The organism is Curvibacter sp. APW13, from assembly GCF_032337135.1.
In the GTDB taxonomy this organism is placed as follows: Bacteria; Pseudomonadota; Gammaproteobacteria; order Burkholderiales; family Burkholderiaceae_C; genus Allorhodoferax.
Map to the genome: position 1 here is coordinate 1,613,363 of NZ_JAVXZZ010000001.1, position 16,564 is coordinate 1,629,926.

Annotated in this window: 14 protein-coding genes; 5 read left to right on the top strand and 9 right to left on the bottom strand. The window is 62.6% G+C overall.

The genetic code is table 11. The features are described 5' to 3' along the window. Positions 1-78 precede the first annotated feature (78 nt). A complete protein-coding gene (locus RQP54_RS07535; protein ID WP_315677567.1) occupies positions 79-1,149 on the top strand; it encodes a hypothetical protein in 1,071 nt (356 codons plus the stop codon). Between the two features lie 48 nt (positions 1,150-1,197). Here the strand turns inward: RQP54_RS07535 and RQP54_RS07540 are convergent, their stop codons facing one another. The 5 genes from RQP54_RS07540 to RQP54_RS07560 form a co-directional block, all read right to left on the bottom strand. Further along, on the bottom strand, positions 1,198-1,749 hold the full coding sequence (locus RQP54_RS07540; protein WP_315677568.1) for a hypothetical protein: 552 nt from the start codon (positions 1,747-1,749) through the stop codon (positions 1,198-1,200). 23 nt (positions 1,750-1,772) lie between these two features. After that, the gene (locus RQP54_RS07545; RefSeq protein WP_315677569.1) at positions 1,773-2,258 is read right to left on the bottom strand and encodes an HAD domain-containing protein; all 486 of its coding nucleotides are present in this window, start codon (positions 2,256-2,258) and stop codon (positions 1,773-1,775) included. 393 nt (positions 2,259-2,651) lie between these two features. Continuing rightward, a complete protein-coding gene (locus tag RQP54_RS07550; RefSeq protein WP_315677570.1) occupies positions 2,652-3,761 on the bottom strand; it encodes a two-component system response regulator in 1,110 nt (369 codons plus the stop codon). A 4-nt stretch (positions 3,762-3,765) separates the two neighbouring features. Next, positions 3,766-7,107: a response regulator gene (locus tag RQP54_RS07555; RefSeq protein WP_315677572.1), complete on the bottom strand. Its 3,342-nt coding sequence runs from the start codon at positions 7,105-7,107 to the stop codon at positions 3,766-3,768. Beyond that, on the bottom strand, positions 7,104-9,545 hold the full coding sequence (locus RQP54_RS07560) for an alkaline phosphatase family protein (protein WP_315677573.1): 2,442 nt from the start codon (positions 9,543-9,545) through the stop codon (positions 7,104-7,106). The genes RQP54_RS07555 and RQP54_RS07560 overlap by 4 nt, the downstream gene beginning before the upstream one ends. Positions 9,546-9,618: 73 nt before the next feature. On the opposite strand from RQP54_RS07560, the gene RQP54_RS07565 reads away from it, so the two are divergent. Then, positions 9,619-10,335 carry a hypothetical protein gene (locus RQP54_RS07565; protein WP_315677574.1) on the top strand — a complete coding sequence of 239 codons (717 nt, stop codon included), beginning with the start codon at positions 9,619-9,621 and terminating at the stop codon, positions 10,333-10,335. A gap of 39 nt (positions 10,336-10,374) precedes the next feature. Here the strand turns inward: RQP54_RS07565 and RQP54_RS07570 are convergent, their stop codons facing one another. Both RQP54_RS07570 and rsmI read right to left on the bottom strand, forming a co-directional pair. After that, complete coding sequence (locus RQP54_RS07570) at positions 10,375-11,646, bottom strand: hypothetical protein (protein ID WP_315677575.1); 1,272 nt, start codon at positions 11,644-11,646, stop codon at positions 10,375-10,377. Positions 11,647-11,722: 76 nt separating this feature from the next. After that, positions 11,723-12,670 (bottom strand): 16S rRNA (cytidine(1402)-2'-O)-methyltransferase, encoded by a 948-nt coding sequence (rsmI, locus tag RQP54_RS07575; RefSeq protein ID WP_315677576.1) that lies wholly within the window; start codon positions 12,668-12,670, stop codon positions 11,723-11,725. Between rsmI and RQP54_RS07580 the strand changes: the two genes are divergently transcribed. The 3 genes from RQP54_RS07580 to RQP54_RS07590 all read left to right on the top strand — a co-directional run bounded on the left by RQP54_RS07580 (position 12,670) and on the right by RQP54_RS07590 (position 14,409). Then, positions 12,670-13,053: a YraN family protein gene (locus tag RQP54_RS07580; protein ID WP_315677577.1), complete on the top strand. Its 384-nt coding sequence runs from the start codon at positions 12,670-12,672 to the stop codon at positions 13,051-13,053. The two genes, rsmI and RQP54_RS07580, sit on opposite strands and share 1 nt — an antisense overlap. A 91-nt stretch (positions 13,054-13,144) precedes the next feature. Then, on the top strand, positions 13,145-13,744 hold the full coding sequence (locus tag RQP54_RS07585) for a phosphoheptose isomerase (protein ID WP_315677579.1): 600 nt from the start codon (positions 13,145-13,147) through the stop codon (positions 13,742-13,744). Further along, a complete protein-coding gene (locus RQP54_RS07590; protein WP_315677580.1) occupies positions 13,741-14,409 on the top strand; it encodes a BON domain-containing protein in 669 nt (222 codons plus the stop codon). Before RQP54_RS07585 ends, RQP54_RS07590 begins: the two co-directional genes overlap by 4 nt. A gap of 81 nt (positions 14,410-14,490) precedes the next feature. Here RQP54_RS07590 and RQP54_RS07595 read toward each other — a convergent pair whose 3' ends face one another. After that, positions 14,491-15,414, bottom strand: a complete 924-nt coding sequence (locus RQP54_RS07595; RefSeq protein WP_315677581.1) for an NAD(P)-dependent oxidoreductase — start codon at positions 15,412-15,414, stop codon at positions 14,491-14,493. Continuing rightward, positions 15,411-16,550, bottom strand: coding sequence for a PilT/PilU family type 4a pilus ATPase (locus RQP54_RS07600; protein WP_315677582.1), 1,140 nt, complete (start codon positions 16,548-16,550; stop codon positions 15,411-15,413). Before RQP54_RS07600 ends, RQP54_RS07595 begins: the two co-directional genes overlap by 4 nt. Positions 16,551-16,564 lie beyond the last annotated feature (14 nt).

A 16,564-nucleotide genomic window follows, 5' to 3' on the forward strand; every position in this document is an offset into this window, starting at 1 on the left:
TCTGGGTTCTCGATCTATTTGCGACGCTTAATGTCGCAACCCGAATGATAGTTGAGTTATGCCAACTAGGACTTAATCATGACGACAAACAGTCACGACGCCTCCCACCTGCACGCCGTGAACATTGTGACTGGTATCCCCAGCGCTGAGGGAGTCAGTTCAATCCCAATTTCCGACTGTCAAATGCGTTCCCAATGCGGAAATTCAGATGATTTCTCAGAATGGGTCCAAATCCGCGTCATCGGGATAGGGCGTTCAGGTTGTCAAATCGTTGACCGTTTGTATCAACGGAAGTATGAGGAGCAATGTGTCCAACTCATCGCCATCGATGTCAACGAAGCTTCACTTTATCAATGCGGGGCTGACAAGCATATTCACTTAGCGGCATCTGTTGCGGATCGAGAAAAATACGTTGCTGAAATTCGCGTGCGTGTCGAGCAAGCAAAGGAGGCGATTTGTTCAGCAATGAGACGCGCGCACATGCTTTTCATCGTTGGCGAGGCAAGTGACTCAACTGGAAACGCTGCAGCCCCTTTGATTGCAAAGTGGGCCTCTGAGATGCACATACCAAATGTTGGTGCTCTCATCATGCCTTGCAAATCTGATACTGATATCGGCAATGAACTTGCTTACGATACTTTGAATCAGATGCGTTTGATCGCTGATAGTGTTATCGAGGTGAGCGCCGATGATGTTCGAAAACACCTGCACAGGCATGCGACATCCGCATGCATTTCGCTTGAGGCCAATGCTTTAGTCAGTGAGGCGATCAGAGGTGTTATCGATCTCGTCATGCTTCCAGGCTATGTGTGTGTGGACTTCGCCGATGTGTGCTCAGCATTCGATGAGCCTGATATAGGTGTCATCGGGATTGGGTTCGCTAGTGGCCCTGACCGTGCTCATTTGGCAGCGGAGCAAGCTTGGAGTAGTCCGTTAATGGGCGGCATTCAGACCTCTCAAATTAATGCACTGATTGCAATAATTTCTGTCGCACCGGGGACGTTCAGGTTGAGTGAAGGTAAGACTGTCATGACCACCATCCTGAACAAAGTAAGTAGCGAAACGTTCTTTATCTATGGAGCCCGTTTCAACCCCAGTCTCGGTGATCGGATTCAAGTGACAATCATCGCAACTGGCCACACTCGCTAACCATGCTCAGTTGAAATTTTCGATTGGGGACTACTGCACTCAATCCATTCATGCCAACCATCGATCTAGCAAGGATGACACATATGCCTTGTCCAGAACATGGCCAGCATTGGGAACCACCGTAGTTGGAATTTGGAGCATGCCAGCCCATCGCTTCACACTTTCTGGATCACTCTGCCAGTCTTGTGCACCTACATGGATTTCGCATCGCGTTGGAGGTGCGTAGGTGCCGGTTTCTGCCAACTCCATCAACTTCCCCGCATGCGGTGGAACGAATCCCATCCGCATCGTCTCATTGGAAAAATCCCCAATGATTGGGGATAACAGAAGCACCCATCCAACATAGGGAGGGAGCAGTCGCTGCGCATTCAAGAAAAGATAGGCACCGAAAGAGTTTGCAATCACTCGTGCCTCCGGCTTCCAAAACGCTGACTGAAGATCGTCTGCCACGATTTCAAGTTGCTCTGAAAACCTGAGCCTTCTAAATTCACCAATGGTTTCTCTCCCAGTGACTTCAAAGCCCCTGTTGGTCAGTGCTTGGCCAAGTCCGTTGGTCAGGCTTCCTCCATGCCCTGGGAGGTAGTAGATCGATGAACGCATCTTTACTTTCACCTATGCAAATCTCAATCCATGAGCAATACACCGTTACGGCCATGATCGAGCAGCGCATGCAAAGTTGGTAACTGCTCCACCAGCAATCCATGCTCTGATCGCGTCGCCAGAAGGTGCCCACACTTCGGGGAGAACCATTCGACAGTGTCATCTATAGCCACCCAGTGTGTTTGGGGTGTCGCATTTCTTCTTAGCCACTCACGACACTCCAGCTCCCGGTGGTATTGCAATTGATCCCGTGGAAGCGATCGCGAGTTGTCCGGATGTAAAACAGAGGGGGTTACGTCTATGACCCGTGCGCGAATTTCAGGAGTAAAAATTGCCTGCAGTTGCACCAAGCTATGGTCGTAACGCCAGCTAGAACTGATCACGACATCAACGTCTGGCGTTTGATGCAGAAGGCCTTCTAGCAATGGTAGCTTGCAAAAGAATGCATCGTTATTGCAGGGATCAGGATGGAGGACGCCGTCGAAATCAAGGAACAGAATGGTGGACATTCAGAAATGATGCATGGCGTATGCGACACGCAGTGACGCAAATGCGATTGTCTGCTTCGGAGCCCCAACTTCGACAAGTTGGAGTTCCGCTTTGGGTCGGGAGTACGCGTACGGTCCGAACCAGACCGGCCGTTGACGGCCCGGTTCTATCTCTGCACATTGACTGCCTGGTTTTAGCGGTACAGCGGACATAGGAGCCGCTGTGCCTCGAATGACTGGTAACGATCACCGAAGTCATTCGTGCCGCCGACCGCGACTGACTCAGTTCAGCCTTAACCGGTCTGTGCCAATGCAATTCACTGCAGCGAGCGGCTTCACTCACTCCGAACTCAGTCGGTCCTCGACCGGCCAGCACGAAGCAGTGTCTGGCCCACTGTGCTGTACGGGCTTGGCTCAGACCTCGTCGTCGGAGTATTCGGTGGCAATGGCGCGGAAGCCCGCTTCCACGGCCAGGAAGGCGTCGATGACGTCGGGGTCGAAATGGCTGCCTCGGCCCTCCAGCAGGATGCTCTTGGCCTTGGCATGGTCAAAGGCCGGCTTGTAGACGCGCTTGCTGATCAGCGCGTCGTAGACATCGGCCAGGGCCATCAGGCGGGCGGACAGGGGAATGGCGTCGCCGCGTAGTCCCTGCGGGTAGCCCGAACCATCCCATTTCTCCTGGTGGCAGTAGGCAATTTCCTTGGCGCACTCCAGGAACGGTACGCTCTTGCCCAGGCGCGCTTCGGCGGCTTCGATGGCCGCACGTCCGAGCGTGGTGTGCGTCTTCATGATCTCGAACTCTTCGGGCGTGAGCCGGCCGGGCTTGAGCAGCACGTGGTCCGGAATGCCCACCTTGCCGATGTCGTGCAGCGGCGCCGACTTGAACAGCAGGTCGATGGTGTGGTCGTCCAGCGTGGCAGCGTATTTCGGCAGCTTGCGCAGCTCCTGTGCCAGCAGGCGCACGTAGTGCTGGGTGCGCACGATGTGTCCGCCGGTTTCGTTGTCGCGCGTCTCGGCCAGCGAGGCCATGGTGAGGATCGTGACGTACTGGATTTCGCGCAGGTCTTCGGTGCGCCGCTGCACCTCTTGTTCCAGGTACTGGTTCTGGTCCTTGAGGAAATCGGCCGACGCCTTCAGTGCAAGGTGGGTCTTGATGCGCGACAGCACGATGGGGGGGCTGATGGGCTTGGTGATGTAGTCCACGGCGCCCAGCTCCAGACCGGTCTGCTCGTCGCTGGTTTCGCTCTTGGCGGTGAGAAAGATGACCGGAATGTCCCGGGTGTCGGGGGACGCCTTGAGCTGGCGGCAGACCTCGTAGCCATCCATCTCCGGCATCATGATGTCGAGCAGGATGAGGTCGGGTTTGGCGTCACCCGCCACGATCTTGAGTGCCCGCATGCCGCTGTTGGCGGCCTTGACCCGGTAGTGCGGGCCCAGCAGGTCGTTCATCAGCGAGAGGTTGGTCGGGGTGTCGTCCACCACCAGGATCATCGGGCGTTCGGCGGGGTTCGTCGTGGTAGGCATGGTGTCATTCCTGGGTGATCAGTTCCAGCGCCTCATCCAGCGCGAAACCAATGATGGCATTCTTGATCCGATGGAAGCTGCGGGGAAACGCCGCCATGAACAGGGATTCCCGTTCCAGAAAGTAGCGTTCGGCACTGGGGTCGTCTTCGGACAGCAGCATTTTCAGGCCAGTCAGGGCTTCTTCCACGGCTTCACTGGCAAACGCTACGGGGCTGGCCGCAGGCGTCTCCTGCAGGGGCAAGGCGGTCTGCAGTGCAGCTACCAGCTGCGCCAGGCTTGCGCGAACCTGTTCCAGCGCTGCTTGCCGGGCGTCGAGGCTGGCGGGCGGGGTCTGGCGCAGCAGGTCTTCCAGCGAGCCGGCCAGCGCCTGCAGGCCGCTGGCGCCAATGGTGCCGGACAAGCCCTTGAGCGTGTGTGCCACCCGCTCGGCGCCCTTGCGGTTGCCTTGGTCCAGTTCGTGGGCAATGCGGTCGGCCGCGTCGGACTGGTGGACCAGGAAGTCGCGCAGCAGGCCCAGATAGCGCTGGCGGTTGCCCAGGCAGCGGCGCAGTCCGGCCACCATGTCCAGGCCCTCGATGGCGCTGGGCAGGTCTGCCGCAGACGGATCGGCTGCCGGGGCAGGTGCCGCGGCGGAGCCCGGGGCGGCAACGGCCACGGTGCGTTGGCGCAGCGTGGCGGTGGGTATCCAGCGCAGCAGCACCTCGAACAGCAGGTGCGGCTCGATCGGCTTGGCCACGAAGTCCACCATCCCGGCATCCTTGCAGCGCTGGCGATCCGCCGCCATGGCATTGGCGGTCATGGCGATGATGGGGATGCGGCTCCAGCCGGGCAATGCCTGCAGGGTACGGGTGGCGTCGATGCCGTCCATCTCCGGCATCTGCATGTCCATCAGGATGGCGTCATAGCTGTTCTGTTGCGCCATCTCGACCGCTTCGCGCCCATTGTTCGCCACCTGCACCAGCACACCGGCCTCTGCCAGCAGCTCCTGGGCCACTTGCTGGTTGAGCGGATTGTCTTCGGCCAGCAGCACATGGGCATTGGCCAGGGCCTTGTAGGCGAGCGCGTCACTGGCGGTGGCGTGCTGGCGTTCACGCGCGGCATCCAGCGGCTCGCCAGAAAGCAGGCGCACCATGCTGTCGAACAGCAGCGACGGATTCAGCGGTTTGGACAGCACTTCGTGCACGCCGGCATCTGCTGCCTGCTGCAGCACGTCCTCGCGCGAGTAGGCGGTGACGATGGCCATGTGGGGTTGTCGCGGCAGTTCCAGGGTCTGGATCAGCCGCGCCGTCTGCACACCCGTCATGCCGGGCATCTGCCAGTCCAGCAGCACCACGTCGGGCAGCTGGTCCTGTTGTGCCAGCGTGCGCAGGGTTTCGAGCGCCTGTGGCCCCGATTCGACGCTGCTCACCTCGAAGCTCATGCTGGCCAGCAGCTTGACCATGACTTCGCGGGCCAGCGCGTTGTCGTCCACCACCAGCACACGGCTGCCGCGCAGGTCGGGCCGTGGCAGGCGTGGCTTGATTTCCTGGTGGCCGACGCCGACGCGCGCCGAGAACCAGAAGGTGGACCCCACACCCACCTCGCTTTCGACACCCACGTCGCCACCCATCAACTGGGCCAGTTGCTTGGCGATGGCCAGGCCCAGGCCCGTGCCGCCGTATTTGCGGGTGGTGGAAGCGTCAGCCTGCTGGAAACTCTGGAACAGCCGAGCGATCTGCTCCTGCGTCAGGCCGATGCCGGTGTCGTGCACGGCAAAGCGCAGCAGGGCATGGGCCTCGGTCTGTTCCAGCACTGAGACGCGGATGTCGATCGTGCCCGACTCCGTGAACTTGACCGCATTGTTGGTGTAGTTGATGAGGATCTGGCGCAAGCGCAGTGCATCGCCCAGCAGCACCGGGGGGACGTCGGGCTCAACGTTGATGATGAGTTCCAGCCCCTTTGCCGCCGCCTTCTCGGTCACCAGCGTGGCTACGTCGTCCATCAGGCTCTCCAGCATGAACTGCAGGTTCTCGATCTGCAGCATGCCCGCTTCCACCTTGGAGAAGTCGAGGATGTCATTGATGATGCCCAGCAGGTGCTGCCCCGATTGCTGGATCTTCTGGATGTAGTCGCGCTGCTGCGGGTTGAGTGCCGTGTTCTGCGCCAGAAAGCTCATGCCGATGATGGCGTTCATCGGCGTGCGGATCTCGTGGCTCATGTTGGCCAGGAAGTCGCTCTTGTGCCGGTTGGCCGCTTCGGCCGCCGCGCGGGCTTCCTGAGCCGCATTGAACAGACGCACGTTTTCCATGGCGATCAGGGCCTGGTCGGCGAAGGTGCGCAGCAGTTCGGTCTGGTGAACGGAAAACCCCCCCGTCAACGCCCGTCCGACCAGAATGAAACCGCGCAACTGCTGTTCCTGCCGCATGGGGCACAGGACCAGGCTGTTCATCCCCACGGCCTGCATGCATTCCCGCACCAGCTGGTCCTGCGCGGTCTCGACTTCGGTGCCCATGTCGATGAGCAGTTCGCCGGCCTCCAGCACGGGGGCCAGGGGAAACGCTGCCAGCGACGTGGGGAACAAACGGTGCAGTGGTACCAGTGCGTCGGACTGCGTGGTGCTGGCACTGGCCACACGGATCTGATCCCCTTCGACCACACACAGGCAGGCGATGTCGCCCGACAGGTTGCTGCGTGAATTCGAAGCGATGGCATCGAACACCGGTTGCACGTCACTGTGGGAGCTGGCGATGACCTTCAGCACGTCGGAGCTCGCCGCCTGGCGATTCAACGCCTCGCGGGTCTCGTTGAAGCGGCGCACGTTCTGGATGGCGATGACCGCATGGTCGGCAAAGCCTTCGAGGATCTCGACTTCCTTGGGGCTGAATCCCCCCACCTGGTCGCGGCCCACATACAGGGTACCGACACCCTGGCCCTCGGACACCAGCGGCACGAACACAATGGAGCGGGTGCCCGTGGCCGCGCTGTTGCGCCGCAGCGTTTCCGTCACCCCCGGATCGTTGTGGATGTCGTTGTACTGGATGATCTGCTTTTCCTTGATCGCGCGTCCGGTGTTGGAGCCCGGCACCAGCTTGCTGGGCAGGTAGCGCGCCAGGTCTTCCGAACCCGGCCCGAAATGCGCGCCGAGGTGGACCACGTCATCGTCTTCGAGGTAGAGGATGCCCCCGTGCAGGCCCTTGAACAGTTCGAAGCAGACCTCGGTGATCTTCTTGAACACCGGCTTGGGGTCATCGGTGGACTGCCCCATGACCCGCAGGATGCCGGCCGATGCGTTTTGCCGCGCCTGGAACTCGCGCTGCTCTTCGGCGCGCAGGCGGCGTTCCTCTGCCAGGGCCTGTTCCGGGTTCATGCAAGCGGGCCCTGCAGCTGGCGCGAAAGGCGGTGCAGCCCGTCATGGAGGGTGGCAGCGTCCCGTGCCTGGGCCAGCACCTGCAGGGAGAGCGCCTGCACCTCTTCGTGGCCGAGGCGCCCGCGGGCCATGGCCGTGATGATGCGTGGCACCATCAGTTCGTGCAGATCGCTGATGCGTTGCGGGCGCTGGCGCCCACCACCCTGACGCGGGTGCGATTGGTCATACGCAGGCTGCAGCGCGGGGGCGTCCTCGCGTGGCGCGCTGCGTGTGAGCACCCCTTCGAACGTGGGGGCGTGGCGCACGCGGTCGCCCATGCACCAGCGTGCCTGGGGTACTCCTGCCCATTGGAGCAAGGTCGCGAGGATGGAGGTGGAGTCGTACGCCACAGGCGTGTTGGACCGGAACACCGTGCGCTCTTCGATCCACGGCGAGACCAGGATGGTGGGTACCCGCACACCCATGAGGTCATAGCGGAAGCCGTCGTTCACGTCGTTGGGCCAGGGGTTGACGGCGCGCGGTGGGGGCGCATGGTCAAACACGCCGCCGTGTTCGTCGAAGGTGATGACGAACAGGGTGTCCTTCCAGGCCGGGCTGCGGCGCAGGGCGTCGTAGATCTCGTTGAGGGCGATTTCACCTACCAGGGGATCGGCGCCCGGGTGGTAGGAGGTGGTGCCGGCCATGGCGATCCAGATCGGCTCCAGGAAGCTGAAGGCCGGCAGCTTGCCCGCCAGTGCATCGGCCTTGAAGCGGTCCACCGTGTCGAGGAAGCTGGTAGGGTTGCCCGCAATCGCCGTATCGACCGACGGGATGGTGCCCTGGAGGAACAGGTGGTAGGTGTGGACAAAGTTCATCCACTCGACCGAGTGGTAGAGCTTCCAGTCGGTGAAGCCATTGCTCCACAGGGTTTTCCAGATCGACGCCCGGTGCGGATTGCTGGGCCAGTACTGGTAGGTCGGGCCGTTCTGGAAGTTGTTGAGTTCGCCCAATGCCGAGCCGGTGAAGGCAAAGGCGCGGTTGGGGTCGGTCGGCCCGGGCATGGAGCAGAACCACGCGTCCGAGACCGCAAAGTTCCGGGCCAGGCCGTTGAGGATGGGAAGTTGCTGCGGGGAATAGCCCTGCATCACTTCATGCACACCGTTGTTCCAGACAAAGCCACCCATGCCCGGCGTGAGTTGGCGCTCGTAGCCCTGCGGCTGCCCGTAGAACAGCTGGCGCAGCACATCGGACTTGTCGTGGAAGGGGTCGTTGGGCAGGAAGTCGAGGTCGTAGTCCTCGCTCAGCTGACCGCCCTGGTACTGGCTGACGGGCACGCGAACCGGCGTCTTGCCATCGGGCCCGCCACAGGGGTCGATGTTGAACATGTCCGCGCTGGCGCCATCGAAGGGGCGGTCATGGCCGATGAAGCGGATGCCGGTGTCCTTCTTGTCGTAGAGCCAGCCGCAGACATGGTCGAAGCTGCGGTTCTCCAGCATCAGGTAGACCACATGCTTGATCTTGTCGCGCATGAAGTCCATGGTGCCCGGTTCCTTGGCCCGTGCCGGGTCGATGCGCCGGGGCTGCTGGACGCTGGTGAGGGTGGTGTGGGCGTCGAAGCCTTCGGGCAGGGCTCCCTCCCGCACGGGGCCGGTCAGCGGGTCGGCGCTGGTGGGGTCGAAGCGCCACAGCTGGTAGCGGCGCGTGGTGGTGTCCCAGCACAGCACCTGCTCCCCAATGGGCACGAGGCGGTGCTGTGGCCCGATGTGGCTCCAGCGCCCCTGCTGCACGGCCGGCAAGCCCAGCGGCATGATCGCTTGGGGGTCGAAGCTCCACAGCCAATAGTCCCCGGTTTCCGGCAGACGGTCGAGCACGTAGTTCCCCAGCGGGATGAGTTCGTGGTCGAAATCGATGGTGTCGAACGATCCCTGGGGCGTGTAGGGCGTGGGCAGCGGGTCCTGACTCTGGGCACTGCCAGGGTTCAGTTGCAGCGGGTTGGGGTCGAAGTTCCAGAGCTGGAAGGTGCCACGTCCCATGGTTGGGATGACGTTGAGCATGAAGCTGCCCAAGGGCAGCAGCATGAGGTTTTCTCCGGAGTCATAGCTTTCCTTGGCGCCATTGGGGTTGCCGAAGTCTGCCCGGTAGCTCCAGAACTTCGCCTTGGTCCACAGGCCCTTCTGCAGGGCCGGGGCCATGAGCGGGTTGGGGTTGGCAGGGTCGAAGGCAAACAGCCGGTAGGGGAACACCGGCTGGTAGTCCTTCAGCACCATCGGGCCCCATTCCAGCAGGTAGCGACCGATGGGGGCGATCTGGTGCGACCTGTCGAAGCGGGCCTGATCGCCCAGTGGCACGGCCTGCAGCAGGTCCGGGTGGTCAGGGCGGAACTGCCAGATGCCATAGGCGTCGCTGTCGTCGCGTCGGCTGATGAGGAAGTCATCGGTCTGCTGCAAGGCTGGGTGCATGGGGTTTCTCCACATTTGGCACAGGGCTCGAATATATTGCGGCTTTCGTCGACATTTGCTCAAGGAGGTTTTCATGTCGCAATTTCCCGAAGCCATGCCCCATGGTGACATCCAGGAAGTGTTCCCGAACGTCTTTTTCGTGACGGGCACCATGAAAACCGTGCTGATGGGGGCGCATTGGCACTTCAGCCGCAACATGACCATTGTGCGCGAGGGCCAGGACCTCACCCTGATCAACGCGGTACGCCTGTCCGATGAGGGGCTGGCAAAGCTCGATGCACTGGGTCGTATCAAGCATGTGGTCAAGATCGGCGCGCTGCACGGACTCGACGATGCCTTCTACAAGGACCGTTACGGTGCCACCTTCTGGGCCCTGCCCGGCATGCAGCACAGCCATGACCTGGTGCCGGACCGGTTGCTGGCGGAAGCGGGGGACTTGCCGTTCTCGGGTGCCAGTCTGTTCGTCTTCCAGCACACCAAGTTGCCCGAATGCATCATCCGCATCGACCGCGAAGGCGGCATTCTGGTGGCCTGTGATGCGCTGCAGAACTGGCTCGCACCGGACGCCTTCTTCTCGGACGAGTCGCGGCAGATGATGACGCAGATGGGGTTCTTCCAGCGCGCCAACATCGGACCGGTGTGGATGCAGGTCAACGAGCCGCAGGCCCAGGATTTTGTGCGCCTGAAGACGCTGTCGTTCAAGCACGTGCTCCCCGGTCACGGCTCGCCCTTGCGCGACCAGGCGCAGGAGGCGTTTTCCGAGCGCTTTGCCCAGGTATTTGGCCTCTGACCGTACGCGCGACTCCCGGATTGCGCAGGCGTGCGGGGGTCAGGGCTTGCTGTTGCCGTAATCCGGTAGCGGGCAGGCCTGGTTGCCGTGTGCCTTGCACCAGGCCTTGGCGCGGGTCGTGTCCCAGGGAGCAAACTGCGGGCTCTTGTCGATGACTGCGTTCATGCACAGTTGCTGTGCCTGCGCGGGCGCAAGGTGTGCCCCCAGATAGGCATCGTGGCAGGCGGCCTGTACGGCCACCGGGTCGGCGTCCGGCGTATCGCCCATCTTCTTCGCAAAGCATGCCGATGCGAGGTCCTGGCCCACGGTGGTCAGGAGTCCTGGGCAGCTCTGGTAGACCGCAGCGATGGGGTGGTTGGCGCCCGAGTAGGCGGACTTCCGGTTCGGTGCCTGGGGGTCCAGTGCCACGGTGCCGGCCTTCAGCACACCGGTGGGCTGGTCCGGGTAGACGGTATTCCAATAGCCGGTGGCTTCCTTGCCGAACACGATCACCGGCAAGCCTGTGCGAGGCGTTGCCCTTTGGGTGAGCGATTGCAGCATGGCGGGGATGTATCCCGAGCCGGAGGCACCCCAGTATTTCACGGCATTCTCGGTGGTGAAGCAGCCGCTCTGGCCGCTGCCCGGGGCCGCAATCGGGAAGATGTCCACCGTGGTGGTGTAAAGCGTCCAGTCGTCAGGCGCAACGCCCACCGACACCAGCAGGCGGCGCCAGCGGTTGAGGGTGGCGTTGTTGAGGTAGTCCGACTGCTGCATTGCTGTGTAGGGGGGGTAGTGCAGCAGCATGACCATCTTCTGGGCTTGCATGGGCAGGCCTAGTGGCAGATAGAACTGCCAGGGCCCCACGCAATGCAGGGCATTGCCATTGGCGTCCTGGCCTTTCGGTTCCCAGCAGTTCCGCTCAGGGCTGTTCTGGCAGGCCTGAACCCCGGCCAGCCCCAGTTGACCGGTCTTGAGCCAGGCAGGATGGCGCTGGACATAGGACTGGGCCTGCGCCTGGGCAGACTGGAACGTGACCTGGTAGCCCTGTTCACCCAAGGGCGTCACCTGCAGGTTGCAGGCGTCGGTAATGCGGTCACGCACCAGCGTGTTCTGCAGGTAATACTGGATGCTCGCCGCCACCGCCATGGATTGGTCGTAGTCGGACATGCTCGCGGTACGAATCACGGGATAGAGCTGGTCTACCTCCAGTTTGTTCCCCAGGACATAGGTGATGGTCGGCGCAGTGCAGGCGGCCTGCGCTGCCGTGAGCCCTGTGGTGAGTGCCAGTACAGCAAGCAGGCACTTGGCAAGTAGATGCGCAACAGATCGCATGGAACAGTCTCCTCGTGGTTTTGGCGGCAGCTGGCGGGGTGGCCCGCGTCGGTGAAGATGCAATGGGGGCATGGATTCAGGCCGGGCCACCCGGGCCCAGTGTGTCATCGGAATCCTCTTTTTTCAACGCCAGCGCCTCCTCATACAGCGCATTGCGGTGCTCTCCGGTGATCTCTGCGGCCAGCTTCACCGCCGTCTTCAGCGGCAGTTCAGTCATCAGCAGCTTGAGTAGCTTGGTATTGCCGCCCCCCTGGGCCGCCACGGGAGCCGGGTGCAGCACCAGCACGAATTCGCCGCGCTGGCGGTGGCTGTCGGCCTGCAGCCACGAGGCAAACTCGGCGGCTGGCATCTGGGCGATGGATTCGAACTGCTTGGTGAGTTCGCGGCCCACCGTGACCTGCCGTTCCCCCAGCACCGCCAAGGATTGCGCCAGGGCCAGGATGCGGTGCGGGGCTTCGAGCAGCACCACAGCGCGCGCTTCGGCCGCCAGTGTCTCCACGGCACTGGCGCGCTCACCGGCCTTGGCGGGCAGGAAGCCCTGGAACACGAAACCCGAAGTCTCCTCACTGGTGGCGCCAACGGCGGCGGCGCTGAGCAGGGTGGTCACGCTGCTGGCGCCGGGCAGGGGCATCACGCGCAGGCCGGCCGCGTGCACGGTGGCCACCAGGCGTGCGCCGGGGTCGCTGATGCCGGGGGTGCCGGCGTCGCTCACATAGGCGACACGCTTTTGCTGCTGCAATAGCGACACTACGCCTTGCGCAGCTTCGCTTTCGTTGTGCTGGTGCACGGCCAGCAACTGGTGGCTGCTCTTGTCAATGCCGTAGGCGCGCAGCATCTGCTGGGTATGGCGGGTGTCCTCGCAGGCAATGGTGTCGCACAGTTGCAGCACCTGCAGGGCGCGCAGCGTGATGTCGGCCAGGTTGCCGATGGGGGTGGCAACCACATACAGCGCGCCGGCGGGATAATGCTGGTTGCCGGCAGCGTCGCTGGCGGCGCGCAGGGCAGAGGAATAATCGGTCGTCAATGGCAACTCTTTTCTTCAGGCAGGCCAGCACCACCAAGGCCTTGGGCGATGCTGCCGAGGACGCGGCCCTGGCGCACCTGCACAAGGCGGGCTTGCGGGTGTTGGAGCGCAATTATCGGACGCCCGGGCGCGGCGGTGGTGAAATCGACCTCGTCATGCGCTCACCCGACGGTACCGTGGTGTTTGTGGAGGTGCGCCGACGTGCCGACAGCCGCTTTGGCGGTGCAGCGGCCAGTGTGGGTGGAGACAAGCAGCGGCGCATCGTGTTCGCAGCGCGGCACTACCTGCTGCGCCATGGGGGTGAGCCGGCCTGCCGGTTCGATGTGGTGACAGTGCAGCCCTCGGGGCTGGAATGGATACAAGGAGCTTTCGATGCAGGCTGAACGCCGCCGCCACCCCCGGGCAGGGGACGCTTTACCCCCGGTAACCACGCCCCCCGCAGGGACAGAGGAGGCCGAAGGTATCATCGGGCACATGCTCGAACAACGGATCCAACAACATTTCATCGATAGCGCCGACCTCAAGTACAAGGCGGCGCAGAGCCTGAGCGCACCCATCGCGGCAGCGGTTCAGGCCATCCTGGCCTGCGTCACCGGTGGCGGCAAGGTATTGGCTTGCGGCAATGGTGGCTCAGCGGCCGATGCCCAGCACTTCTCGGCCGAATTCGTCGGCCGCTTCGAGCGTGAACGCCCCGAACTGGCGGCCATCGCGCTCACGACCGATACCTCCATCATCACCGCGGTGGGCAACGACTACTCCTACGACGCGATCTTCTCGCGCCAGGTGCGGGCCCTGGGGCAACCCGGTGACGTGCTCATTGCCATCACCACCAGCGGCAATTCCAGCAATGTGCTGGCGGCCATCGAGGCGGCCCATGCCCGCGACATGGTGGTGGTGGGGCTGTCGGGTCGCAATGGCGGCAAGATGGCCAAGCTACTGCGTGACACCGACGTGCACATCTGTGTGCCGCACGAGCGCACGGCCCGTATCCAGGAAGTCCATATTCTGGCGCTGCATTGCATCTGTGACGGCGTCGATGCCCAATTGCTGGGCGATCAGGAAGGTAACGCATGAAGACAGGTTTGATTCAACGCACGGTGCTGATACTTGCGGCGGCTTCGGCGCTGGGCGCGTGTGTGCCGCTGGTTCCGGCCATGATGGGTGGAGCCGTCGTGGGTGGTGCCATGGTGGCCAGCGACCGCCGTACCTCGGGCACGGTGGTGGAAGACCAGGGCATCGAGTTCAAGGCCGGTGCCCGCATCCGCGACAACCTGGGCGAGCGGGTGCACGTGAACGTGACCAGCTACAACCGCCAGGTGCTGCTGACCGGTGAAGTGCCGAGCGAGCAGGACAAGCAGTTGGTCGAGCGCATCGTGGCCAACGTCGAGAACGTGCGCAACATCGTCAACGAGCTGGGCGTCATGGGCAATTCGACACTCGCGCAGCGTTCCAGCGACTCCCTGACGACGGGTCGGGTCAAGGCGGCCATCGTGGATGCGCAGGACCTGTTTGCCAATGCGTTCAAGATCGTGACCGAGCGCGGTACCACCTATGTCATGGGGCGTGTGACGCAGCGCGAAGCCAAGCGTGCCACCGAGATCATTGCCGCCACCAGTGGTGTGCAGCGCGTGGTGCGGGTGCTGGAAATCATCAGCGAGGACGAGCTGGCGCGCTTGCTGCCGCCACCCAATGCCCAGAACAACCGGGCACCGGCCAAGGACGAGGGCTACACCAAGTAGCTGCGCCTCTCCCGCTGTGGAATACAAGAACGGCCCGCGAAGGGCCGTTTTGCTTTTTCAGTCTGCCGGTAGCAGCCAGCGTCAGCGCAAGCGCTTGATCAGGCTGCTGGTATCCCAGCGGTTACCACCCATGTGCTGCACATCGGCATAGAACTGGTCGACCAGGGCCGTCACGGGAACGCGTGCGCCGTTGCGGCGGGCTTCTTCCAGCACGAGCCCCAAGTCCTTGCGCATCCAGTCCACGGCAAAGCCGAAGTTGAACTGGTCGGCGACCATGGTCTTGCCGCGGTTGTCCATCTGCCAGCTCTGCGCGGCGCCCTTGCCGATCACATCCAGCACCTGGTTCATGTCCAGTCCAGCCTTCTGGCCGAAGGCAATGGCCTCGCTCAGGCCCTGTACCAGGCCGGCAATGCAGATCTGGTTGACCATCTTGGCCAACTGTCCGGCACCGCTCTCGCCCAGCAGGGTGAAGGCCCGCGAAAAAGCCATGGCCACGGGCTTCACGGTTTCGAAGGCTGCGGCATCGCCCCCGCACATCACGGTCAGCAGGCCGTTTTGCGCACCGGCCTGGCCACCCGATACCGGGGCATCGATGAACTGCAGGCCCTCGGCGCGGGCAGTCGCGCTGAGCTCGCGCGCCACATCGGCCGAAGCGGTGGTGTGGTCGACGAAGATGGCGCCGGGCTGCATGCCGGCAAAGGCGCCGTCCGGGCCGACGGTGACGCTGCGCAGGTCGTCGTCGTTGCCGACGCAGCAGAACACGATGTCGGCGCCCTGGGCTGCGAGCCGCGGCGTGGCCGCGAATTTCAGGTCACTTCCGCCGGTAGCCCCCGTCAATGCTGCGTGCCACGCTTCCGATTTGGTAGCAGTTCGGTTGTAGACGGTCACGCTGTGGCCAGCCAATGCCAGGTGGGCTGCCATGGGGTAGCCCATGACGCCCAGGCCGATGAAGGCGACGCGGCGCGAAGGGGTGGTTTCGTAGGTTTTCGGATTGGTCTGGGTCATTGGACGATGGTCATGTTCTCGGTGCCGGCGGCCAGGTCGGTGGTGCGGCCGCGCTGGCTGTTGAGCTTGATCTGCAGGCGCAGGTCGTTCACGGAGTCGGCATTGCGCAGCGCGTCTTCATAGGTGATGGCGTTGAATTCGTACAGGTCGAACAGTGCCTGGTCGAAGGTCTGCATGCCGAGGTTGCGGCTCTTCTTCATGATCTCCTTCACCTCAGAGACGTCACCCTTGAAGATCAGGTCGGAGATGAGCGGGGAGTTGAGCATGATCTCGACTGCCGCCACGCGGCCCTTGCCGTCCTGCTTGGGGATCAGGCGTTGTGACACCAGGGCCTTGAGGTTGAGCGACAGGTCCATGAGCAGCTGTGCGCGACGCTCTTCGGGGAAGAAGTTGATGATGCGGTCCAGCGCCTGATTGGCGCTGTTGGCATGCAGCGTGGCCAGGCACAGGTGACCCGTCTCTGCGAAGGCCACGGCGTGTTCCATGGTCTCGCGGTCGCGGATCTCGCCCATCAGGATCACGTCGGGTGCCTGGCGCAGGGTGTTCTTCAGTGCAGCCTCCCAGCTGTCGGTATCCAGGCCCACTTCGCGTTGGGTCACGACACAGTTCTTGTGGGCGTGCACGAACTCCACCGGGTCTTCCACGGTGATGATGTGGCCGTAGGAATTCTCGTTGCGCCAGTCCACCATGGCTGCCAAGGTCGTGGATTTGCCGGAGCCGGTGGCCCCGACCATGATGCACAGGCCGCGCTTGGTCATGGCCACGTCCTTGAGCACCTGCGGGACCCCCAGCGAATCGATGGTCGGCAGGGTCATCGGAATCACGCGCAACACCAGGCCGATGCGCCCCTGCTGCACGAAAGCGTTGACGCGGAAGCGCCCGATACCCGGCGGCGAAATGGCGAAATTGCTTTCCTTGGTCCTCTCGAACTCGGCAACCTGCTTGTCGTTCATGATGGAACGCGCCAACGCCAGCGTGTGGGCCGGGGTCAGCGGCTGCGGCGACACCTTGGTGACCTTGCCGTCCACCTTGATGGCGGGGGGGAAATCCGCCGTGATGAACAGGTCCGAGCCATTGCGGCTGATCATCAGACGCAGCAGGTCGTTGATGAATTTACTGGCTTGATCGCGCTCCATGAGAGCACCTCCTT